At 38.1% G+C, this 22,091-nt stretch carries 20 protein-coding genes; 6 read left to right on the forward strand and 14 right to left on the reverse strand.

Annotated features, from left to right (window positions below; translation table 11 throughout):
- Positions 1-80: 80 nt before the first annotated feature.
- Complete coding sequence (locus tag DCS32_RS09795; RefSeq protein ID WP_108878101.1) at positions 81-506, reverse strand: c-type cytochrome; 426 nt, start codon at positions 504-506, stop codon at positions 81-83.
- The gene (locus DCS32_RS09800) at positions 506-1,621 is read right to left on the reverse strand and encodes a PQQ-dependent sugar dehydrogenase (protein WP_108878102.1); all 1,116 of its coding nucleotides are present in this window, start codon (positions 1,619-1,621) and stop codon (positions 506-508) included. The genes DCS32_RS09795 and DCS32_RS09800 overlap by 1 nt, the downstream gene beginning before the upstream one ends.
- 283 nt (positions 1,622-1,904) lie before the next feature.
- Between DCS32_RS09800 and trxB the strand changes: the two genes are divergently transcribed.
- Positions 1,905-2,912: a thioredoxin-disulfide reductase gene (gene trxB / locus DCS32_RS09805; protein WP_108878103.1), complete on the forward strand. Its 1,008-nt coding sequence runs from the start codon at positions 1,905-1,907 to the stop codon at positions 2,910-2,912.
- 321 nt (positions 2,913-3,233) lie between these two features.
- Entirely contained in the window at positions 3,234-3,818 is a 585-nt protein-coding gene (locus DCS32_RS09810; protein WP_108878104.1) for an FMN-dependent NADH-azoreductase, read from the forward strand.
- Positions 3,819-3,884: 66 nt separating this feature from the next.
- Here DCS32_RS09810 and DCS32_RS09815 read toward each other — a convergent pair whose 3' ends face one another.
- The 6 genes from DCS32_RS09815 to DCS32_RS09840 all read right to left on the reverse strand — a co-directional run bounded on the left by DCS32_RS09815 (position 3,885) and on the right by DCS32_RS09840 (position 13,707).
- A complete protein-coding gene (locus DCS32_RS09815; RefSeq protein ID WP_108878105.1) occupies positions 3,885-4,535 on the reverse strand; it encodes a hypothetical protein in 651 nt (216 codons plus the stop codon).
- 113 nt (positions 4,536-4,648) lie between these two features.
- On the reverse strand, positions 4,649-9,526 hold the full coding sequence (locus DCS32_RS09820; RefSeq protein ID WP_108878106.1) for a DNA repair ATPase: 4,878 nt from the start codon (positions 9,524-9,526) through the stop codon (positions 4,649-4,651).
- A 154-nt stretch (positions 9,527-9,680) separates the two neighbouring features.
- The gene (locus DCS32_RS09825; protein ID WP_108878107.1) at positions 9,681-11,747 is read right to left on the reverse strand and encodes an SPFH domain-containing protein; all 2,067 of its coding nucleotides are present in this window, start codon (positions 11,745-11,747) and stop codon (positions 9,681-9,683) included.
- 63 nt (positions 11,748-11,810) lie between these two features.
- Positions 11,811-12,527 carry an OB-fold-containig protein gene (locus DCS32_RS09830; protein ID WP_013749945.1) on the reverse strand — a complete coding sequence of 239 codons (717 nt, stop codon included), beginning with the start codon at positions 12,525-12,527 and terminating at the stop codon, positions 11,811-11,813.
- Between the two features lie 59 nt (positions 12,528-12,586).
- Entirely contained in the window at positions 12,587-13,300 is a 714-nt protein-coding gene (locus tag DCS32_RS09835; protein ID WP_108878108.1) for a PspA/IM30 family protein, read from the reverse strand.
- Positions 13,301-13,311: 11 nt separating this feature from the next.
- On the reverse strand, positions 13,312-13,707 hold the full coding sequence (locus DCS32_RS09840) for a molecular chaperone Tir (RefSeq protein ID WP_013749943.1): 396 nt from the start codon (positions 13,705-13,707) through the stop codon (positions 13,312-13,314).
- 266 nt (positions 13,708-13,973) lie between these two features.
- On the opposite strand from DCS32_RS09840, the gene DCS32_RS09845 reads away from it, so the two are divergent.
- The gene (locus tag DCS32_RS09845; protein ID WP_108878109.1) at positions 13,974-14,729 is read left to right on the forward strand and encodes a helix-turn-helix domain-containing protein; all 756 of its coding nucleotides are present in this window, start codon (positions 13,974-13,976) and stop codon (positions 14,727-14,729) included.
- Between the two features lie 82 nt (positions 14,730-14,811).
- Here the strand turns inward: DCS32_RS09845 and DCS32_RS09850 are convergent, their stop codons facing one another.
- From DCS32_RS09850 to DCS32_RS09870, 5 genes are all read right to left on the reverse strand, one after another.
- Positions 14,812-15,549, reverse strand: a complete 738-nt coding sequence (locus tag DCS32_RS09850; RefSeq protein WP_108878110.1) for a head GIN domain-containing protein — start codon at positions 15,547-15,549, stop codon at positions 14,812-14,814.
- Between the two features lie 128 nt (positions 15,550-15,677).
- Positions 15,678-16,124 carry a nuclear transport factor 2 family protein gene (locus DCS32_RS09855; RefSeq protein ID WP_108878111.1) on the reverse strand — a complete coding sequence of 149 codons (447 nt, stop codon included), beginning with the start codon at positions 16,122-16,124 and terminating at the stop codon, positions 15,678-15,680.
- Between the two features lie 9 nt (positions 16,125-16,133).
- Positions 16,134-17,927, reverse strand: coding sequence for a PspC domain-containing protein (locus tag DCS32_RS09860; protein ID WP_108878112.1), 1,794 nt, complete (start codon positions 17,925-17,927; stop codon positions 16,134-16,136).
- On the reverse strand, positions 17,924-18,265 hold the full coding sequence (locus DCS32_RS09865; RefSeq protein WP_108878113.1) for a PadR family transcriptional regulator: 342 nt from the start codon (positions 18,263-18,265) through the stop codon (positions 17,924-17,926). The genes DCS32_RS09860 and DCS32_RS09865 overlap by 4 nt, the downstream gene beginning before the upstream one ends.
- A gap of 122 nt (positions 18,266-18,387) precedes the next feature.
- Positions 18,388-18,912 (reverse strand): DUF4870 domain-containing protein, encoded by a 525-nt coding sequence (locus tag DCS32_RS09870; protein ID WP_108878114.1) that lies wholly within the window; start codon positions 18,910-18,912, stop codon positions 18,388-18,390.
- A gap of 342 nt (positions 18,913-19,254) precedes the next feature.
- On the opposite strand from DCS32_RS09870, the gene DCS32_RS09875 reads away from it, so the two are divergent.
- From DCS32_RS09875 to DCS32_RS09885, 3 genes are all read left to right on the forward strand, one after another.
- A complete protein-coding gene (locus tag DCS32_RS09875; RefSeq protein WP_108878115.1) occupies positions 19,255-19,887 on the forward strand; it encodes a hypothetical protein in 633 nt (210 codons plus the stop codon).
- A 78-nt stretch (positions 19,888-19,965) separates the two neighbouring features.
- A complete protein-coding gene (locus DCS32_RS09880) occupies positions 19,966-20,433 on the forward strand; it encodes a DUF4442 domain-containing protein (RefSeq protein WP_013749934.1) in 468 nt (155 codons plus the stop codon).
- Positions 20,434-20,513: 80 nt separating this feature from the next.
- Positions 20,514-21,689 (forward strand): GlmU family protein, encoded by a 1,176-nt coding sequence (locus tag DCS32_RS09885; protein WP_108878117.1) that lies wholly within the window; start codon positions 20,514-20,516, stop codon positions 21,687-21,689.
- A gap of 14 nt (positions 21,690-21,703) precedes the next feature.
- On the opposite strand, the gene DCS32_RS09890 is transcribed toward DCS32_RS09885, so the two are convergent.
- Positions 21,704-22,012 carry a hypothetical protein gene (locus DCS32_RS09890; protein ID WP_108878118.1) on the reverse strand — a complete coding sequence of 103 codons (309 nt, stop codon included), beginning with the start codon at positions 22,010-22,012 and terminating at the stop codon, positions 21,704-21,706.
- Positions 22,013-22,091 lie beyond the last annotated feature (79 nt).

Raw genomic sequence — 22,091 nt, forward strand, 5'->3', positions numbered from 1 at the left:
GATATTTTATAAAGTAGTGGATTACACCAGTAAAATCAAGACAACTATTTACATTAATTAAGAAATAAAATCTCTTGGTTTTATTTTGAGATAGCTTTCACCTCTTCTTCGGTAATCATTTCTTTTTGAGTGTTTCCCCAGTTATTCATAATGTAGTTCATCACATCTGCCACTTCATCTTCATAAAGTTCTAGGTTTGCCATCACGCCATTATAGTCAACACCGTTTACAGTAATAGGTCCTTGCTGTCCATATTTTACAGCTTTAATTGCCTCTTTATAACGATCTTCTGTGAGCCAGTCTGAACCTGCCAGCGGTGGGAAAGTTCCTGCTACGCCTTCTCCTTTGCCTAAGTGACATTGTATACAAAAGTCTTGGTACACCTCTGCACCACGTTCTATAGACTCGGCAAGTGGGTCTTGAGAGGTGTAAACTTCTTTTTCCGCTTTCGCGAAAAATAGTAAAACACTAACTCCTGCCGTACATAAACTTATAAGTAGCTTCATTATTTCTTAACTAGTTTAAGGATTCCTTTTCCTTCTACACCTACATAGATAGTGCCATTGTGATTAATCACATTGCGCACACGACCTACATCTTCTAGTAACTTCTCACGAGCAACCACCTTGTCATTTTCTAAAATGGCAAGTTCCAGGTATTCAAATTTAAGCGAACCTATTAATAAGTTACCATCAAGTTTTGCATCACCAGTGTTGGTTGCAAAAGTCATCCCTGAAGGAGCGATAGAAGGAACCCAGTAATACACCGGTTGCTCCATTCCCTCTTTTTCCGAAATTTCTGTAAACGTAGTTCCGCTGTAATTAATACCGTAAGAGATTACTGGCCACCCAAAGTTTTTACCAGCCTCAGGGATATTAATCTCATCCCCACCACGTGGTCCGTGCTCGTGTATCCATATCTTACCTGTCTCAGGATGCACTGTCATTCCTTGCGGATTACGATGTCCGTAAGAGAAAACAGCCTCTTTTGCTCCGTCTTGACCTACAAAAGGATTATCAGTAGGGATGCTTCCATCTGCATTAAGTCTATAAATCTTCCCTCCATCACGCGTAATATCCTGAGGATTTTGATCTCTTTCACCACGATCTCCTATAGAAAAGTAGAGGTATCCATCCTTATCAAAACGCACACGACTGCCAAAGTGGTGGCCCTTTCTTGTATTTGGGCTTCCTTTATATAATACCTTCTTCTCGGCAAGCGCGCCGTCTTTTAATTTTGCTCTCATAAGTGCTGTCATCGCCCCATCCTCTTCGCCTTCTGGTGATGAGTATGTGATGTATATCCAGCCATTAGTCGCATAGTCTGGATGCAAGCGTATGTCAAGTAAACCACCCTGATTACGTGTCACCACCTCTGGAGCTCCAGTAATCATTGTTTTCTTGCCATCCTTAAAGTGTATGAGTTCTCCACTTTTTTCAGTGATAAGCATAGACTCATCTGGTAATACTACGAGCCCCCAAGGGTTTGTAAGTTCTGGAACAATTATCTCGTAGGTGTAATCTAGGTTTGAGGTTAATGGAACATCATTTTCTCTAGTTTCTTGCGCGCAAGCCACACTCGCAACAAATAATAATAAGATATAAGTAAAACGACTTTTCATAGTATCTGATTTTAATGGCAAATTACAGAATTATCACCACACTCTATGATGTATTAACAATTTGCAAACACTTGTTATTAATTAGAATCTTATCTTTAATTTACGCAAGGGTAAGCTTGTAGTCAGTTATATCACTTTTGGTGATAAAGCCATTCGTTTTCTTGATAACTTGATTGTAAGGTTTGGCTTGTAAAACCTACTTTTGTAATGTGAATATTAATAAGAATTGTGCGATTGTAAAAGTGTTAATTACGCTTTCGCGAAAGCTTAAAAATAATATAGTATGTCAGTAGAAAAAGTAAAATGCCTTATCATAGGTTCAGGACCAGCGGGATATACCGCAGCAATTTATGCAGCACGTGCAAATATGGCACCAGTTCTTTACCAAGGGCAGCAGCCAGGAGGACAGCTTACCACGACAAACGAGGTGGAGAACTTCCCTGGTTATGTAGATGGTGTGACTGGACCAGAAATGATGGTGCAGTTAATGAAACAAGCACAACGTTTTGATACAGATGTACGTGACGGATGGGTGACTAAAGTAGATTTTTCTGGAGATGTACACAAAGCGTGGATCAACGGAGAAAAGGAAATACACGCAGAATCAATCATTATCTCTACAGGAGCGAGTGCAAAATATTTAGGATTACCTTCTGAGCAGAAATATTTAAAAATGGGTGGAGGTGTATCTGCCTGTGCCGTTTGCGACGGATTCTTTTACCGTGGGCAAGAAGTTGTAATCGTAGGTGCTGGAGATAGCGCTTGTGAGGAAGCACACTACCTTTCTAAATTATGTAAGAAAGTTACAATGCTCGTGCGTCGCGACGAGTTTAGAGCATCAAAAATTATGGCTGCTCGTGTTAAGAAAACAGAAAATATTGAGATCCTTTTCAACACAGAAACTGTTGAGGTATTAGGTGACGATGTAGGTGTGACAGGAGCGAGAGTAAAGAATAATGTAACTGGTGAAGAGCATGATATTGCTGCAACTGGATTCTTTGTAGCTATTGGACACAAGCCTAACACAGATATATTTAAGGAGTATTTAAAATTAGATCAGACTGGATATATAATCAACACCCCAGGAACTTCTAAAACAAACGTACCAGGAGTATTTGTATCTGGAGATGCAGCAGATCACGTGTACCGTCAAGCAATCACCGCTGCCGGAACAGGATGTATGGCTGCACTAGATGCAGAACGTTACCTAGCTTCAAAAGACGAGCTTCCACAAGATGAGCCAGGAGTAGGTTCTACTTATGTGGATGAGGTTCCAGCTGCACGTCAGTAAATGACATACCTTATATAGAATTTAAAAACGACAGCGAGAGCTGTCGTTTTTTTTGTTTGTGATTATTTGCGGACATCTCCCTGACTCCCTCTTCAAAGAGGGACACTGTTGCTGGTGTTCTGCTTCGCAAAATAAAAGTTCGGTTGAGTGTTCCCCTCTTTGAAGAGGGGCTAGGGGAGATGTTTCTCATAAAAATCATCAAACAATTTTTTTTCAACGATTAGTTAAGGTAGAAGTACTAGGACATATGTAACTAATCAAAACGTAAGCTAGCCTTATTTTAACCGACAATACTTAAATACAAGCAACAAAGAAAATACAATGAATATATTAAGAATAGATAGTAGTCCAAGAAGAGATGGTAGTGTAAGCCGCCAACTCGCAGATGTTCTTCAACAAAAACTGGAGGCATCTGGAAACAAAATAACAAATCATAGAGATTTATATTATGACGAGCTAATTACACTAGGGAATGAAGATCGGTACAATGGCTATTTCACTCCGCCAGAAATGCAAACCGATGCTCAAATAGCGGCTGTAGCAGGAAGTAATGAACTCGCAATAGAATTTGCAAATGCAGATGCATACATAATCGCGGCACCTATGTATAACTTTAGCGTCACCGCTGCTTTGAAAACCTATATAGATTTAATTTCTAGAGCTGGAATTAGCTTTAACTACTTACCAGAAGGCCCTATAGGACTTCTAAAAAACAAGAAGGCTTATGTGGTTATAGCTACTGGAGGAACACCAGTAGGTAGCGAAGTAGACTTTGTAACTCCCTATTTAAAAACATTCTTAGGCTTTCTAGGGATTACAGATGTAACCTTTATAGCAGCAGATTTAGTTAATGTCAATTTAGAAGAAGGAATTGCAAAAGCCAATGATACAATATCAAAGATTTAATCTGGATTTTAGATAGTATTAAAAAACGACAGCGAGAGCTGTCGTTTTTAATTTTATTCTAATTAGCTATTTACATTGGGTATTATAAAATGAGGTGATTTTTTTTAACTCACTTTGTTTAAAACCTCTCTTTTCATCTTTTATATTCTGTACTAGTGTAGGACAATCAGAAAAGTACTCTTCACTGTGCTTTTTAAAGCTATCTACTATCTTTATAAATGCGACAGAAGTATCTTTTCCTCCTAATGTTGTTATAGTAGGTTCATCTGTCCTTTTGAGGCCGTAAGCGACTCTCTTTTTGCCAGCCATAGGTATCGCAGAGCCTCCCAAGCCTCCAGCGCCAGTACTTACCCATACTGTTGAATATCCAGCGAGATTAGTCTTCTTATATAAATTTAATGGACCAGAAATCACTAGCTCATAAACACCGATTTTCTTTCTATTTTTCCCTTCTGGAATGAAATAAACAGTTTTAGGTTTAAGCTGTCGTTTAGCTCTTTTGTTAATAGGTGTTGCAGCTGAATCTAAAAGTGTGTAATCAAACTTTTCCTTTTTACCTTTTTGACTTTCTTTGTATTTGACTTCGTCTTTTTTAAATTCTATGTAGCCAGTTTTAATAGTGCCATCCTTAAAATAAAGGTTCATTTTCTTTTGAGCTGAGAGCTTCATCGAAAACAGAATAGTAACTACCAAAACTAAAAATATTCTAATATTCATGAATTTTATTTTTTATTCTAAATGTACTGTCAAAGTACTAATAATTATAAAGTTTTTTAATTACTCTGAGTATTCCCCTCTTCGAAGAGGGGCTAGGGGAGATGTTTTTTTAATTATTTCTCCAACCCCTTCTCCAGCGCTTTCTTAATCCCTTCTAGATTCTCGGTAAACTCCATCATCTGAGAGAGTATTTGTGCCATCTCGTTCTTATCACCAAAACCTTTGAGTTTATTATTTTTTACAAAGGTTTCTTTCATCGTGTTCCAGCGCTCTTGCTGCGTTTCATCTAGCGCATTAATGAGTTCGCGGTACTTTAGTAGGTTTGCCTCTGCGCTTGAAGTGAGTGTTTGTGACTCACTTTCATAGTGCGATAGTAACAATGTAGCAAGCTCAGCGTCGTTCATTATAGGAACCACTTTTGCTACGAGTTTATTCATATCACGGTATGACCCTTGAAGTTTAAATGAAGGTTCCGTACGATAGGCATCTTCTTGCGCGGCACTACGTATGTATTCTGCATTTACCTTGAGTACTGTGTTACGTATGGTGATTACCTTCTCTAGCACCTTTGTATAATCTGCTACTTCTTGAGCAGTGTGATTTCCTTTGAGCTGACTGTCCTGGGTTCCATTTTCTATGCGGTCTATGAGTGTATAGATATCATCAAAATGCGTACTGCTCAATTGCTGCAGTAGCGGATTTGCAGTGAGCGAATTCTCAATAAGACTGAGCTTAAACAGATGTTCCGTGTCGCCTATGATGTCTCCCAGGTTATAAATGTCTGCCCTGTTTGCAAGCATATCTGGTATACGGAATTTCTCTCCACTCTCCGTATATGGATTACCCGCCATTATCACACAGAATTTCTTACTGCGCAGATCATAAGTTTTAGACTTATCATTATACACACCTTCAATCTTACGTGTACCATCAGAAAGGCTAATGAATTTTTGTAAAAACTCTGGATTACAGTGCTGTATATCGTCTAGATATAGCATCACATTGTTACCCATCTCAAAAGCGACGTTCAGTTTTTTGAGTTCTTCACGAGCGGCACTATTTGTGGCACTTTCTGGATCTACAGACGTAACTTCGTGACCTATCGCTGGGCCGTTAATTTTTACAAAAACAAGTCCTAGACGGTTTGCGATATATTCCATCAAAGTCGTTTTACCATATCCTGGTGGAGAGATAAGCAGCAACATACCCATACGATCGGTACGTTTGTTATCGCCTACGGTTCCTAATTGTTTGGCAAGATTATCACCAAACAATGGGAAATACACTTGGTCAATCAGCTTATTACGCACGAAGGATGTAAGCACTCTTGGTTTAAATTCGTCGAGTTTTAAGCTTTCTTTTAATTCTTCAGTAACCGTATGTTTTGCTTTCTTAAATGTTTCAAATGCGGGTACTTGCTCTGTTACAAATAAGTTGAGCCTAGCCGTAAAGTCGTGATAGTTAAAGTTGAAAACACCTTTGGTTATCATGCTGTGATCACCGCTTAAGCCAGTAATTTTCTCATGAGGAGAAGCCGCTTTTGTCTTTAAAACCGACTCATCTTCAAAGAGTAGTAAACACACCACTTCATCTACGTAGCGCACATCTGTTAGGCTTTTTTGGGTGCGCACAAAGGCCATTACCCATTGTTTTACGAGCTGCACTTTCCCTTTTAGAGTAGGTAGTGACTCATAGCTTTTCTTAAACTTAAGGTCTGCCTGTTGTTGTTTTAACGCTTTCGCGAAAGCGTCTTTTAAACGCACCGCAACACTACTACGCACAAACTCTGTGTCCCCTTGAAGTTCATCAAAGATGTAGGTCGCAATGGTCTGACTTAACTCTGGTGAGAAAAGGGATTCCGCTTTCGCGAAAGCGTGTATCTCCTCACTTAACGTCTCAACAATAAATTGGTACTCCTTTGCATCTGGAAAAAACTGCAACACCTCTCCCGAAGCCTTTATAGACTGGTTAAGCGTTTTTTGAGTGTTTGGGTCAATGCTGTTCCAGAAATACTGCGCGTATGCTCTAATTTCTGGGGCGTAGGTGAGTAATCCTAGCTCGTTGTGTTTGTGTACGAGTACCTTTAAAATTTTAGTCGCGTCTACATCGTGTACCCCTTTTACATAGCCCTCTGCATAATCATTGCGGCTTTCTTCTTGCACTATCCCAAGTAGCGCGTCATCACCAGCTTCTAGTAGGGTGTGCTTGTCTAGTTTATTAAATAATTTATAAGCTAGGTAGGCACTGCGGTACACCTCGCTAGTTTCTGATACAAATTCTTGATCCCAGATATGGCGAGAAGCGAGAAGCGTTTCATTTGAGAGTTCTTGGTAAAAATCGGTACCTGTGAGGTGATAGTTAAGCGCGCCATCTTTAAGCACGATAGTGAGATCAAGCGGTTGCTTGTTTACACCAAATTTATGCTTGCCAAGTCGTATTACCGTATCTCCATCCTCATAGAGATCTAGTTTGTCTTTGAGCTTGCGCAGCGCATCTTCACGAGCTGTTTTAAGTCCAGTCTCAATCTCTTCTGCCTTGCCGGTATCTTCTTGCTCTTTAAGTTGCTGTACGATATCACGCACCTTATTAATCATAAGATCTGCGGCAAAATATCCGTTTATTTCCGAAGCTGTTTTAAAGCTTTCGGCTTTTTTACGTACACCTTTCAAGATACGTTCTGAGGCATTTTTTAATGCCATCGCCTTTTTATTGCGCTTTTCTACAAGTGCATTTTTACGTGCTTCAAAAGCTCCGTACACTTCCTCACGCTTTTCAATAATGAGCGTGATAAACTCATCCCAGTCTGCAAACTTTCCTTCTAGCTCTTCCAGCTGGATAGAGATTTTAGTCTGGAACTCATCACACTTTTCTGGCGTGGTGGCAATATCTAGGTAGTTTATGATACTTTGATCAATAAGCTTCAGTTGGGCAGCAAAATCTGCTTGTGCTTCTGCACTTCCTAGTGATTTTTTCTTATTCTTAATCCCAGCCTTTAACTGATTGATAGTCGCAAAAATGAGCGAGATATCATCAATAATTTTAGTAGAGTGGGAGGTGTCTTCTATATCAAGGTTTGAAACAATGTCAATAAGTAATTCAAGATCTGTCGCAATCTGATTTACTTCTTCTTCAAGCTTTTTGGCTTCGATCACTTTCTTGATCTTCTCCATCGCGCCTTTCTTCTCAGCTACTGCTTCATGATAAGGTTTTAAGGCTTTGTCGTCCAGTAAGAACTGTACACACTTTTCTGAAATTTTTTGTGTCTGTACCGCGATTTCTTCCTCTAGCGTTTTCACGAAAATGGGATGTACATAGCGTATGTCATTGAGCGAGATGGTCTCTCCACGCAACGATCGTAACTGTGTGAGTAGCGCCACAAAATCATTAATAGATTTAAAAGAGGTGCTCTTTATTTTACCAAAAATCTCGTCAGCCTTTTTCTGAATCTCTTGCGTTTGCTTGGCAGCATTACGCTTAAGTTGGACCACTTTTTCAAATTCGTCGATTGCAGCATTTGCAGCTCCGTTTATCTCAGTAAGTGGTATGTTAAGCTGTTGTGTTTCTGGCTCTGGAAGCCAATAATAGGTGTCAAGAATATCTTTAGAAAACTTGGCTAGATCACTATATAATCCATCGTAATTATCCTCCTTGTTGAGTAGCGTGACAAGGCCGTTAACCTCTGCCATTGCCTTTACAATATCCTTGTTTCCTATTTTATAGAGTAGCGTGTCCTCGTGTTGAGAGGGCATATAATCGCCCTTTAAAAATGGGGTTTGCCAGATCTGTATCACGTGATGCTTGGTTTGCTCATTTTCGGTTCTAAAATAGCATAGCTGGCCATCTTGCAATACGGTAAATCCATTACAGATAATGGGAGTTTTAATCTCTTGAGTAATCACATTGTATGACATCAAGTTGTAAAGTCCTGCCTCTGGGGAGTAAAAAATATACAAGAAATCTTCTCCGTTAGGCGAACTGATTTTCTCTTGAAATTTTACATTTGGGATTGCATTATCAAAGATGTTATACTCTCCTGTTTGCAAGTAGTACCCTGTCGGGAAAATGATACCTTGATCATCTGGTAGTAGTACACAAGTGTCTTTTACACTCTGTATTTTTTGAACTTGCTTGAGTTTGTGATTATAGACAAAATAACGAGCTTCCTCTTGAAAAGGTTTAATCTCAAGCGCCAGTAAATTACCAAGATCTGCATAACGGTATTGCCCATCATCAAGTGTCTGGTCGATGTGCTCCACAGGTTCGTCAAGGATTCCTTTTCCTTCTTCTGTGTTGTCCTCTATTTTAATAGTAAGATCACCACCTATGGTTTCTACAAATACCTTGTCAAGTATAGAAACGTGTGCGTGCACACCATAACGATGCATATCGCGCGTAGCTTCTATCCACTTAAAATCATGTTGTTTTGGAAACTTGTATTCGTGTTCACTACGATTATCTACATATTTTAAGGTGTCGTTGCTTATAAGCCACTTAAATGTTTTAATATCTGTAACGCTATCACTTAGCTGAAACACCATGTACAGGTAATTCCCTATGATGGCAAATTTTGAGAAAATAGTATTACGGTAGTACTTGTATAGATTTGCAAAATCAAGAAGAAAAATATCATCTTCTAATAACGTAAGCGGTTTAGGCTCAAAACGATTGTCCTTAAACTCATAAGCACTAAAAACATCACTCAAGTGAATGTCTGTGCGCAATCCAAAATGCACATTATATCCAAAAAGGCATAGATTATTCAATGATACAATATCACGAGCAATACAATTGTTCTCTGTATTGATACGATCATTTGCAATGAGCTTGGTTTCAAGGGAACCAAAGACATCTTTACGTTCCTCATTCAGTTTTTGAAGGCGTTCTTGGAGATCGATTTTCTGCTTTTGCAGTCTGCCTTGTATGATCTCATAGGTACCGCCGTCTAGTGACTGTGATGCTTTAGGTTGTGTATCTGGAGTTTCGTTTGCCATAGATATTGGAAACTGTGCGTTGATTTAATGATTGACTTATAGGTAGTATAGCTCCACAGAAAATGGAGGTTTACGCTTTCGCGAAAGCGCACTGAGATAGAACAGTGATCAGTTTGCAATCTCACGACTGCAAACTGTTACTGCCTTTATATAATTATCTCAACTTCTTATCAGATAACCCAAGTCCCTTTGCAAGGTTAGATAGGTTGCTGAATAAGGTTTGCTCATCATTATCTGACGACTTAGATTTTAAGTCCATTAAAAGATTTGCAATGGTCACATTCTTAAGATCCTCAGAAGAGATACCGTACTTATCTGCAAATTCTTTTACTTTTTCAAGTAAGTTTCCTTTTACATCATCACTACCTAAAATGGCATCTTTTACTTCATGCACGGTGTCAGAATGCTTCACTAATCTGTCGTATCCTTTAGCCTTTGTAATTTGCCCGATAATCTGGTCAAAGAACATGGTCTCACCACCTACAATATCAATGTTTGCAGCTTTAAGAGCATCACCAATTACCTGTGCTTGCGCATCTGCAATATCTTTCTGGATATTAATCTCTGCAAGGTCAACTTGAAGTTCTTTATCAAGACGTAGTTTAAACTCTTCGTGGTCTTTACCTACACCGTCAAGTTTCTTCATTGCATTTGCTTTCTCTTCGATTCCCGCTGCGTCTGCAAGAGCTTTCTCTTTGATTACATCTGCCTCTGCAAGTCCGTCTTGACGTTTTGCTTCTGCTTTTGCTTGGATTCCGGCTGCTTCTGCAAGTGCCTTCTTCTCAATAATAGTCGCTTCTACAATACCTTGACGCTCGTTTGCATCTGCCTTAGCGTGCATTACTTGTGCCTCAGACATACCTACAGTTGCTTCTTCCTTAGCTTGTGCTTCGGCAAGAATCTTACGTGCATCTGCTTCTTTCTCACTTGCTTCTTTATGTGCAAGCGCTTCGATATTAATTTCTTCTGCTTTTTGCTTAGCAGCTTCTTTAGATGCTTCTGCAGCTTTGATAGTTTTAATCAAATCTTCTTGAGCAGCACTCTCAGCATTTGTGATGGTAACTTGTTTGTTACGATCTGCAGTTTTGAAAGCCTCAATATCTTTCATATTCTCCTGCTCTTCAACTACTCCTTTTTCAAGAACTACGCGGTCTCTTATTACATCTTGAATATTCTTTTTCTCAACTTCTACTACTTTCTCTTTTTCAATCTGAGCGAGTGTAACCACGCGTTCTCTTTCGGTTGCTTCTAGTAAACGGTCTTTTTCTACACGTTCTGTTTCTACAGCCTCGGTACGTTGCTTATTCTTTTCGGCAACGATAATCTGGCGTTGCATATTTTCTTCGGCAACTTTTACTTTTTCTTCTGTAGCGATACGAGCTGTTTCAGACTTGAGACGCTCTTCCTCTGCTACTTTAAGTGTTTCTGCACCTTCACGAGATTTTATGTTGGCAATCTCACGAAGTTGTTGTTCTTCTTTTTCGGCAAGTTGTTTGTCTAGTTCAAGGATTGCTTCACGAGCCTCTACATCTTGCTTACGGATGGTTTTTTCCTCATCACGCTTAATCAAGTTAGATTGCACGTTTTGTGCAGCGGTAAGATCTGTAATCTTTTTGATACCTTCTGCATCAAGAATATTATCTGCTTTTAAATAAGAAACAGACGTTTGCTCAAGATAATCGATTGCACAATCTTCTAGTGTATAACCATTAAGATCTGTACCAATGATATCTACAATCTCATCACGAAACTCACGACGGGATTCATATAACTGTATAAAGTCAAATTTCTTACCTACGGTTTTAAGCGCTTCAGAAAACTTAGCTTCAAAAAGATCCTCAAGTGTTTCTTGACGTGAAGCTCTTTCTACACCGATGGTTTGAGCCACTTTCTTGATGTACTCCACTTCGTTATTTACACGAACAAAAAATGCCACTTTAATATCTGCACGCATGTTATCCTTACAGATAAGACCTTCGGTAGCGAGACGCTCAATTTGGATTTTCTTTACAGAAACGTCCATTACTTCTACACGGTGGAATACTGGTACTACATAAAGTCCCTTGTCTGTTGCAACTTTTGTTCCACCAAATCCAGTACGGACCAAGGCTTGACCTTGATGTACTTTTTTGTAGAACATCGCGATGATTGCGAAATAAACGACAACGAGAAATAAGAGGATTCCTATTCCGGTAATTACAAACGATGGGATTGCATCCATAGAAACTGATTTTTGGTTTTGGTTAATTTTCTTTTAAATAATAATGATTGGTATCAGCATAGATTAATCTTTACTGACGTAGAAATAATTTTTATCTGTTGATTGTTTGATGATTAGGACGCTTTCGCGAAAGCGTAACTCAGAACCATCTAGTGATTTCACATAAATGCTCATCGTATTGCCATCTGCCTGAAGCTCTGCATTACCCATTTTATCTCCAGAAACTGTGGATAATAAAGTGGCTTGTCTACCAAGAAAATCTACTGCCTTGTCTCCATCTTTATTTAAATTCTTGAAGAATGACTTGAAAGGAGTCGTGATAATTTTATTAATAAATAGCGCAGGAATCATAAAAGCTAAGACGATAAGGTGCCCAAATGTATTCTCGTAACTTCCTGTAATAGATGTTACAATAAGGGAACAAAACCACCATATAAAGATCCAAAAAGTAAACGTAAACATAAATGGAAGTCCGACAAAATTGAAGTAAATCAAAACGACTTGCCACCATTTAAGAGGCTTACGTTTTCTATTTACAACGTGTGATCGATCTACCTCTGCATTTGCTACATCTGAGAAATCCATATTGCCGCCTTCGAGACCAGAATCCAGATCAATATCTGCATCTACGTCCACATCGATATCGATGTCTACATCTACATCTAGATCAAAGTCTACACCGCTGATCATTGTAAATATCCAATAGACAAGGAGTAGAGACAGTAGTATCGTTAACGTGATGTTTACTGGTGAAAATAAAATTTCGAAATAGTTATCCAATGGTTGGTGGTTTTAATGGTTCATAATCCAAAGTGCTAGTAACGCAATGCGGTGCGTGCTTATGCTTTGTCCTTGTCGAGACCTAGTTGTTCCTTAAGCTTTGCAAGCTCGTCGTCTACTTTTTCTTTGCTAGTATCTGCTGCAGCATCAATCTCGTCATCTATGCTTTTATTTGCATTTGCAATATCGCCATAAGCATCTGCTAGGGCTTCTTCTTGAGCTACTTTTTCCTTCATACGTTCTAGCATACTTACGGTTCCAGTACTGTCAAGAGCAGCCATCTGCTTGTTTACATTCTTAGTGGCAGAGCTTACTTTTACTCTGGCTTTAAGCGTTTTAAGCTCATTCTCCCAGTTTCCTATATTATCTTTTATAGTCTGGATAGTAGATTGTAGCTGGGCTACATTTCCTTCAAATTTTGTAGTGTCTTCACCAGCGCGATCTGCATGAGCTTGTGCTTCTTCTTTTTTGGCAAGTGCTTCTTTTGCTAGACGGTCTGCGTCTGTAGCTTCCATAGAACCTGCGTGTGCTTTCTTAAGAATGGCAATTGCTTTACCTTCATAATCTTTTGCTTTCTCCTGGTGCTCATCACGCTCGTTTTTTGAGCGTATTGCCATGGCTTTTACTTGAGCCATTGCTTCTACACTTTTATTGAGATCCTCTTTCATATCTCTTATGCCTTGCTCGGTCATTTTAATAGGATCTTCCATGTTATCAATAGAAGCATTTGCTTCTGCCTGGCCTATTTTAAAAAGTCTTTTAAATATGTTCATAACGTTGTGTTTTAGTATTTTGAAAATTCGATAATGTGATCTGAGTATTCACTCATTAATAAACTGAGCGAGTTTAAGCTTCCTTCAAGTTCGTTTAAATCTAGATTTTCTATTTGTAAGGTATCTCTAAATATTACTTTCTTCCCTGTCTCATCTAGTACAAATGCTCCGTGAATGATATCGCGGTTTTTTTGTAGCAGACTTTTAAAAATCTTTTCAGACTGGTTATTTATGGTAAAAATAAACTGCTCTATGATTAAGATAGGAGGAGCAACGCCTAGAATGAGATTTTTAATTCCTGAGTTTTCTTTTTGTACTACCATAATACCATCTTCCGTATTTTCTGTGGTAATATTAAAGTTAAGTTCCAGTAAAAAATCTCGTGTTATATTAAAATGGTTCTTCATAAAGAGTGTTGATGTTGTATTCCAATGCGTTGGAAGGTTAATAATACGAAAACTTGTCTCTGTAAATACCCAATTGTTTATAACTGGCTCAGGATGTAAATAATTAAAGTGGTCATAATGATTGTTTTTTGATTGATGAATAGATGATGATACTTTTACGCTTTCGCGAAAAAGCTAAATAAATTAGCAAAAGTGAATTCTTTTTGCTAAAATTGTTAGGTAAATATACAAACAAATTTGTGATTTGCAAATAAAATTAGCAAAATATGTCATTTTTTGGAAAAAACATACGAAAGATTAGAACTGTCAAGACATTGAGTCAGCAGTCCTTTGCAGAGCTGTTTGACTTGAAAAGAGGGACGTTAGGAGCTTATGAAGAAGGTAGGAGTGAACCCAAAATAGATACTATTATTAAGATTGCTAATTATTTTAGCATACCTATCGATGACTTACTCACAAAAGAGCTTACGGTAAATAGTTTACTCAAATTCAAAGCAAATCTTACAACAGATCATGATATCATCACAAAGCAAGCCTTTGCCAGTATTCCTTGCATAACTTCAAAAAACGCAAAAGAATATCTTCTCTATAATGATAAAGAAGCTTTTGTAAGTGATATGCAAGTCTTACAGTTGCCTATCAATCCTGACAAGGAGTTCAGAGCATTTACGGTAGATAATCTTGAGATGAGCAGTAATGACAAAGGACTCTTTCCTAAGGATATTGTAATAGGGGAGATGATACCGAAAGATGTCTACAAGAAACTAAATAATGGTCATCTAGTGCTCGCTGTATTTGAAGATCAGCTCGTGTTGAGGCGATGCTACCTCTCAGGAAACACTATTACACTACGTGCAGATCATAAGAATATAGATGATCTTGAATTCCCTATCAAGGAAGTGAAAGAGCTGTGGCGCATACGCTATGTGTTTTATCACAGAGTGCCAGAACTTGCAGATGGACTTGAGGAAAAAATGGCAATGCTTCAAGCGCAATTCTTACAGATAAAAGGAGAATTATAAGTTTAGCGTGTATTTATAAAATAACAAAGGCTCGATACTATCGAGCCTTTGTTGTGTATTGATTTGATTGATGAGGTAGTGTTTAATCCTTTGAGCGTATGATACCACCAGAATAACTTTCCTTTGGTTTATCTACGTTTGCTGGCTTCCCATAATAATTTATGACACCACCAGATGATGCGTCTGCTCTTAGATCTTGTGATGCATATACATCCATCACTCCTCCAGAAGAAGCATCTGCGATAGCAGATACAGATTTGAGTTTGCTTATTCTTGCAACGCCGCCGCTAGAAACAGATGCATCTACACGATTTGCTGTTCCCGAGATGCGTACTACACCACCGCTACTCACGTTGGTCTCTACGTCATTTACGGTAACCTCAACGCGTAATGTTCCTCCAGATGATGCGTCAAGATCTATTTCATCTCCAGTGAGCGCTTCTTTTGTAGTAAGACTAGCACCACTATTTACGCTCACTACGGTTAGGTTTTCTGAGTAGGTTACAAAAACCTTTTTTGAGGTTGCGTTACCTATTCCTTTATCACAATAAATTTTTAGCTTCCCATCCTTTACATAGATATCCGCAGCGTTTACTATGTTTTCATCTGCTTCTAGTATTACGCCATTTGTATTTCCTTTTTCTAGAAAAACTTCCCATCCGTCGCCAGCTGAGACTTCGTTAAAGTCTTCTGTGATATTTAAATCTTCTGTAACTACATTTCCATTGCCTTGGATTTGACCTATGTTGAAGTCAAACTGACAAGAAGTTACGAGTGTAGCGACGAGAAACCCAATAATAAATTTGATAAGTGTTGTCATGGTGGTTGGTTTTAGATTGATGAATTATTGATTGTTTTGATTGATGATGTAAAGATGTAGATAAGTCCGCTTTCGCGAAAGCGTAACCTACCCAACTGTGATTATTTGTGACTGAGTTGTAAAGATGATTAGTGCAGGCTTATTACACGAGTGATTTTCCAGCCGTTTTCTGTGTTTTTTAATATGGTGATAAACTTACTAGGCTCAGAATAGCTATCTTCTACAAGGTTATGAAAACTGTGTTTCCCTAGCGCGATGGCTCCAAAATCTTTAATCTCATGCACTTCAAAAGTATCCGGAGTAAGTATTCTTTCCACCTTGCCGCATATATTTGCCTTCATGGAGGTTATATACTCTTCTTTGCTTGTAGACAGTCCTCCTTTATCATGGTAAAACTCTAAATCTTCTGATATGAGTGAAGCATGAGTCTCGAGGTCACAGGTATTATAGGAGTCAAAGAGTGTAGTATCTGTAGCTAGAATCTCTTTATAAAGATTACTGTATTTAGAAACCTGTGCTACTCCAATTATAGGGAGTAGCAGCAGGATTGTAATGAAAGTAGTGAGCTTGGACATTATCTCTTATTAATTAATCGAATTTCTATCAATTTGAGGAGTCGGTGGAGGCGTAGGAGAGTCTGGAGCTTGATTATTTGTCTCCCACGCTGGTGTATCTTCACCTTCTCTGTAACTGCGCTCTTCCCAAGCATCATTATCATCAGATTGTTGCCAAGAATTATCATCATCATTGTCACGATCCTCAGGACAAGTGCTGCATATAAGTTTGCCATTACCTACGGTAAGAAATTTTTCTTCATCACCATTGTCTAGAATATCACGATACTGTCTGTCATTTCTATGGTAGGAGTACGTATTCTCATCTGCGATGAGTGTAGCTCCTTCTGGGAGGTACACTATAAACTCAACACTTGGTCTTACATGTCTATATTGTGCATCTCTTTCTCCAGTAAAGAAACCATCTATGGCTAGTTCATTATTAGATAAGTCATAGTTGAGCATCATGGCTTCTGCTTGTTCTTTTGCAACGTCGTATGATGATCCTTTTGTTCTTTTTACTGTTTGCACATATGCAAGACTGTCACGAGTAGATCGTACTATAAGACGTACATTTCTATACACAGCTACATCTTCTGTATTGCTATTAATAAGCTGTACATACTGAGAAGACCTCCCAAAAGGAATATCAAAACGCTCACTTCCTCTCATTTTGATACGTAGCGTATCATTCTTTGTAATTGCGAGTGTCTCTGTAGTAGTCACTTTTGATGCCTCGAGGTTAGAATACTGTATAGCCTGTTTTACAGAAAATACTCCAATGGTGATTGATGCGATAAGCCATAATCCTAGTAAACTTAGTTTTGCACTTAAGGGCATTGATTTTACATTAGAAGAAAGAATTTTTAATCCTAAGTAAAACAAGAAGAAAAAAGGTATCCCAACTGCAAATAATACGAGTAGTAACATAAGCCAGATAGGTAAGCCTGTATCATTAGAAATCCACGGCATGTCTGCTAGGTTAGGAGTAAAAATATCTACTACTCCTCCAGTAAGTAGTGTGATTAATAATGAAATCACTACTGTTGCTCCGGTGATAATTAATAGTACGCCCACAATTTTTGCAATGATTTTAAAGAAGAACATGATGATCTTTCCTAAAGTTCCAAAAACTCCTTGAGCTCCTGTTTTTACTTTATTACCGTACTTATCATAATCTACGTTCTTAACCGTGTCTGCAACATTTTCAAATCCTTCTTTTACTTTTTCTGTGATATTGTCAATGTTAACAGCCTTTCCCCGCATTGCGAGTTTATCTGCCGTAGATTGTGCTTCTGGTACAAATACCCATAACGCAAGATATATAAGAGCCGTTCCACCTAGTGTAAACCAAGTAAGTGCAATAAGTAATACCCATCCTACACGAACCCACAAAGGATCAAGTCCCATGTAATGTGCCATACCGCTAGATACACCACCTATGTAAGCATTATCTGTATCTCTAAAAAACCTTCGGTCTGAGATACGCTTAGCTTGATGTGTTTTACTTGAAGAGCGACTAGATTTTTGAGAAGACGCTGTGTCTTCAAAAATATCGTCGTCCACCATATAATCTTCTGGCTGTCCCATGATAGCGATAACCTCGTCAAGCTCCTTAGTGCTTATAACTTGGCGTTCGTCTTTAATACGTTCAGAAAAAAGTTCTGAAATACGCGCTTCTATGTCTGCTATGATTTCGTCTTCCCCTTGTACGCCTTCAAAAGAACGTTTGATGGCAGCAAGATATCTCTGTAATTTACCGTAAGCATCCTCATCTACGTGAAAGAAAACCCCTGCTAAATTTATGTTTACTGTCTTATTCATTTTGTTGCGGTTTTAGTGGCGGTTACTACCGTTACTGCGGTCTGTAACTCATCCCAAGTGGTTGAGAGTTCTTTTAAAAATATTTTACCTGTTTCGGTAAGTCCGTAATATTTACGTGGCGGCCCGCTGGTAGATTCTTCCCAGCGATAATTGAGCAAGCCTGCGTTTTTGAGTCGTGTAAGTAGTGGGTATATCGTTCCTTCCACCACCAGCAACTTAGCGTCTTTAAGTGTGCCTAAGATCTCTGCTACGTAGGCATCCTCGTCTTTTAATACAGAGAGGATACAATACTCTAGCACGCCCTTACGCATCTGCGCTTTGGTGTTTTCAATCTTCATAGATGTTCATTTTTAAATGCATTAAACTGTTCGTTTTTGTCCCAATAGCTATTGGGAGATTGATTGATTGATTGATTGATGATTTTTCTTTTTTACGCTTTCGCGAAAGCGTACCTCATATATTAAACTACCGTGTTGTCCTCAATAGGTGATGAAGTCTCTTGAGAATCTGTAACCGAAGCCGCAGAAATAAAGTTGATAGTAAGCGGGAATTTGTAAATACCCCCTTGAGATGCCTTAACCGCTGCCGAAATCACCGAAATTATTTCTACTAGAAAAATTCCTAGTGCAAGAATGGCAACAACTATTGCGGTAATAAGAAACCCTCCCAAGTCGGCAAAATCACTCGGATCATTTATATAACCGTTTGTGAGTAAACTCTCGCTTCCACTACCTGCACTTATTGCGAAATAAATAAAGAATGGAATGCTAGTGACAACTAAGGCAATGAGGTATAATAGAATACTTAATTGAAAATTGATGGCATCTCTACCATGCTTATCTATAAAAGCAGCATTCCTTTTTTGAGCGCTCCATAAAATGAGAGGTGCAATAAAATTTCCAAAAGGAAATAAGTATTTAGAGAATGTAGATAGGTGTATTAAAGTACCTATATTTTTTTGATGTGTTGTAATGCTAGTTTCCATAGTCTATTAATGTCTTATGCAAATATATATCTAAAAAAAGGTACTTTGTTACGCATAGTACTAAAAATTAACTTTTAATTAAGATTTGTGAATCTGCTTATTTCAAGTGAAATAAATAACTAATGTCATGTAAATAGAGTGGTGTTGCGTATTACAGCTTGTGAAATTGTTCTTTTGTCTAAAAAATCTAGCTTGCAACTTTTTGAAATTTAACATTTGCGTGAGCGCCTTAAATTTGCATCATTGAAACCAATTAAGGTTTTTTACAATTAGAAAGTCATGCAAATAAGACATATTATTAAAACCCCTTTGTGTATAATAGCCTTGTTGTTAACTCAATTAATGTGGTCTCAAGTAGGGGTAAATACTGCTCATCCTACCACAATGTTAGATGTAAATGGTGATTTACGAGTGCGCGATGCAGCAGCTAGCACATCTACAGATGATGTGCCGCTAGTAATTGATAGTCATGGTAATGTGAAGAAGCAACTTAGCAGTTTGCTAGGTAACTTTAGAGGCCGCTTAATTTCTGATTATGATTCTAGACTTGCTGGCAATGTTGCAAATTCAAATGGAATCTATAAAATAGATACTATTACAGAGCTCATTGACGCAGGAGATGATTTTAATAGCAGTACAAGTACTTTTGTAGCTCCTCTTACTGGGATTTACGAAGTGACAATTACCTTGACTATTTTTGGAATTAACACTACAAATATTAATTATGTGGCTGGCTTAATAGATGATACAGGTTCATGGGTAATGCGTTTTTCTATGCCTAAGGCGGAAGTTGAGATAAGTGGAAGCGGTTCTGTAGGAAGTGCAAAAACATATACGGGTGTTGCACGCCTTACTGCTGGAAAAGCCTATAATTTTGGTTTTGGATCTGGAGATTTTGTTCTTCTAGCAAACCCATTGGGTGGTACAGGTACAGGTATAGGGAGTTACTTAAAAATACAGTTGATAGACAATTAAAGATTTATATATTCTTTCTTAAAAGGTTGTTATTTGGGAACCTTTTTTATTGCCTATTTTTGCTTCAAATTAGATATTATGTCATTCCCCTTACCAGGTAAATTCAACACGTTCACAATGTTTAAGCTTCCATCTGCGTGGCTTTCGGGAGTACGTGTAAAAAAACTTTCTCCTAACTCTTGTACAACTTCTGTAAAACACAGATGGATTAATCAGAATCCATTTAATAGTATGTTCTGGGCAGTACAAGGGATGGCGGCAGAGCTTGCTACGGGAGCTTTAGTAATTGCTCACATACAAGAAAGCGGTCAGAAAATATCAATGCTTGTAGCAAACAATAATGCGAGCTTTACAAAAAAAGCTACAGGTAGGATTAACTTTGTGTGTGATGATGGTCTAGCTATTAAAGAAGCTATAGCAAATGCTGTAGCTACTGGAGAAGGACAAACATGCTGGATGAAAGCTATAGGGACAAATAAAGATGGTGTGCAAGTATCTGAGTTTAACTTTGAGTGGACACTTTTAGTAAAGAAGCCTCGTAAATAATAAGTAACTTCGTTTTTAATAAGTTTTATCTTTAAGTCTATCTGTCTCATGCGCTTTATGTAGAGACTAAAATCTAATCCATGAACTTTATCCTTTTTGACGGAAACGTACGCAATCAGCTTTTACCATTTACGTACACAAAACCTGTTGCAGACTTGCGTGTAGGTATTATGACCATACGTGAAAAGTGGGAATTTGTGCTTGGCTCAACGACCTCAACTGTAACAGAAGAGTATCTTTCAGATAAGTGGCCCATGATAGAGCTTGAAGAAAATGTGATGATTAATGCATCATATCTTCCTTCAGACAACTTAGCTGATATTATTAAAAACTTGTCATCAAAGCAAGTGTTGCTTGATGGGGAAGAAATTATTGCTTTTTCAGTACAAGAAGGTCAAGAAGTAGATTTTGATACGTATGAAAGTATAGATTATACGGCCTCAGATATTTTAAGAATCGAGCATACTTGGGATATTTTTGCCAAAAATGGCGAAGCAATCACTAGAGATTTTGAGATGCTTACCGAGGATAGAGATTCTGAAGATATACCAGCACACGTAATAGCGATAAATAAAGATCAGATATTTATAGAGGAAGGAGCTACAGTTCATTACTCACATCTCAATGCTACAGATGGACCTATCTATATAGGTAAAGATGCAGAGATTATGGAGGGCGCACTCATACGTGGCCCTTTTGCAATCTGTGATCATGGAGCTGTAAAAATGGGAGCCAAAATTTATAGCGGCACAACCATAGGTCCTCACTGTAAAGTAGGCGGAGAGGTAAATAACTCCGTACTTATGGGTTATTCTAGTAAAGGTCATGATGGTTTCTTAGGAAATAGTGTACTAGGAGAATGGTGTAATATAGGTGCAGATTCTAATAATTCTAACTTAAAAAATAACTACGCTCCTGTTAAGTTATGGGATTATGAAACAGGTCGCTTTGCAAATACTGGACTTCAGTTTTGTGGGTTGATGATGGGAGACCATTCTAAGTGCGGTATTAATACCATGTTTAACACTGGTACAATGGTTGGCGTAGCAACAAACATATTTGGAAGCGGATTTCCTCGCAATTTTGTTCCTTCTTTTTCTTGGGGAGGCGCTAGCGGCTTTGTAACACACAAAACAGATAAGGCTTACGAAACTGCAAAAATTGCCATGGCGCGTCGTGATCTAGAACTCACAGAACAAGATGAAGCAATCCTGAATCATGTTTTTGAGGAGACTAAGCAATATCGTAGAGAGTAAGCTCGTCAATATTTTTAATGGCTATAAGGGTTAAACGTATTTGTAAATATTAAATCCCAAGGAATTAAAGCAAGTAGAAGGATAAGTGCTACAAAACCTAAAATGGTGAGGAAAATGATTTTATACAAACGTACTTTGTTTTCATAGCGTATTCTTGTTCTTATTTCCATTAACTGATCAAAAGTTGCTTTTTTGGGGTCTACCCATTTCTCATTGGTACTCGAGACAAAAGATAGGTTTCCTACATTTCTCTTATTTTTAAGTAGATTTCTATTGTTACGTATTACTTGATTTGCTGCAAGAGCTGCTCCACCGAATCCCATATCATTTTCATTTTGGTTACGTGGATATGTAGCTTAAAAAAAGTAAATGTTACAGTGTGAATGTTTTGTAGATTCCATG

This window comes from Dokdonia sp. Dokd-P16, assembly GCF_003095655.1.
In the GTDB taxonomy this organism is placed as follows: domain Bacteria; phylum Bacteroidota; class Bacteroidia; order Flavobacteriales; family Flavobacteriaceae; genus Dokdonia.

Excerpts from the sequence above, each read along its gene's own strand:
- DCS32_RS09795 (WP_108878101.1), bottom strand. The coding sequence starts at position 506 with ATGAAGCTACTTATAAGTTTATGTACGGCAGGAGTTAGTGTTTTACTA.
- DCS32_RS09800 (WP_108878102.1), bottom strand. The coding sequence starts at position 1,621 with ATGAAAAGTCGTTTTACTTATATCTTATTATTATTTGTTGCGAGTGTG.
- trxB (WP_108878103.1), top strand. The coding sequence starts at position 1,905 with ATGTCAGTAGAAAAAGTAAAATGCCTTATCATAGGTTCAGGACCAGCG.
- DCS32_RS09810 (WP_108878104.1), top strand. The coding sequence starts at position 3,234 with ATGAATATATTAAGAATAGATAGTAGTCCAAGAAGAGATGGTAGTGTA.
- DCS32_RS09815 (WP_108878105.1), bottom strand. The coding sequence starts at position 4,535 with ATGAATATTAGAATATTTTTAGTTTTGGTAGTTACTATTCTGTTTTCG.
- DCS32_RS09820 (WP_108878106.1), bottom strand. The coding sequence starts at position 9,526 with ATGGCAAACGAAACTCCAGATACACAACCTAAAGCATCACAGTCACTA.
- DCS32_RS09825 (WP_108878107.1), bottom strand. The coding sequence starts at position 11,747 with ATGGATGCAATCCCATCGTTTGTAATTACCGGAATAGGAATCCTCTTA.
- DCS32_RS09835 (WP_108878108.1), bottom strand. The coding sequence starts at position 13,300 with ATGAACATATTTAAAAGACTTTTTAAAATAGGCCAGGCAGAAGCAAAT.
- DCS32_RS09840 (WP_013749943.1), bottom strand. The coding sequence starts at position 13,707 with ATGAAGAACCATTTTAATATAACACGAGATTTTTTACTGGAACTTAAC.
- DCS32_RS09845 (WP_108878109.1), top strand. The coding sequence starts at position 13,974 with ATGTCATTTTTTGGAAAAAACATACGAAAGATTAGAACTGTCAAGACA.
- DCS32_RS09850 (WP_108878110.1), bottom strand. The coding sequence starts at position 15,549 with ATGACAACACTTATCAAATTTATTATTGGGTTTCTCGTCGCTACACTC.
- DCS32_RS09855 (WP_108878111.1), bottom strand. The coding sequence starts at position 16,124 with ATGTCCAAGCTCACTACTTTCATTACAATCCTGCTGCTACTCCCTATA.
- DCS32_RS09860 (WP_108878112.1), bottom strand. The coding sequence starts at position 17,927 with ATGAATAAGACAGTAAACATAAATTTAGCAGGGGTTTTCTTTCACGTA.
- DCS32_RS09865 (WP_108878113.1), bottom strand. The coding sequence starts at position 18,265 with ATGAAGATTGAAAACACCAAAGCGCAGATGCGTAAGGGCGTGCTAGAG.
- DCS32_RS09870 (WP_108878114.1), bottom strand. The coding sequence starts at position 18,912 with ATGGAAACTAGCATTACAACACATCAAAAAAATATAGGTACTTTAATA.
- DCS32_RS09875 (WP_108878115.1), top strand. The coding sequence starts at position 19,255 with ATGTGGTCTCAAGTAGGGGTAAATACTGCTCATCCTACCACAATGTTA.
- DCS32_RS09880 (WP_013749934.1), top strand. The coding sequence starts at position 19,966 with ATGTCATTCCCCTTACCAGGTAAATTCAACACGTTCACAATGTTTAAG.
- DCS32_RS09885 (WP_108878117.1), top strand. The coding sequence starts at position 20,514 with ATGAACTTTATCCTTTTTGACGGAAACGTACGCAATCAGCTTTTACCA.
- DCS32_RS09890 (WP_108878118.1), bottom strand. The coding sequence starts at position 22,012 with ATGGGATTCGGTGGAGCAGCTCTTGCAGCAAATCAAGTAATACGTAAC.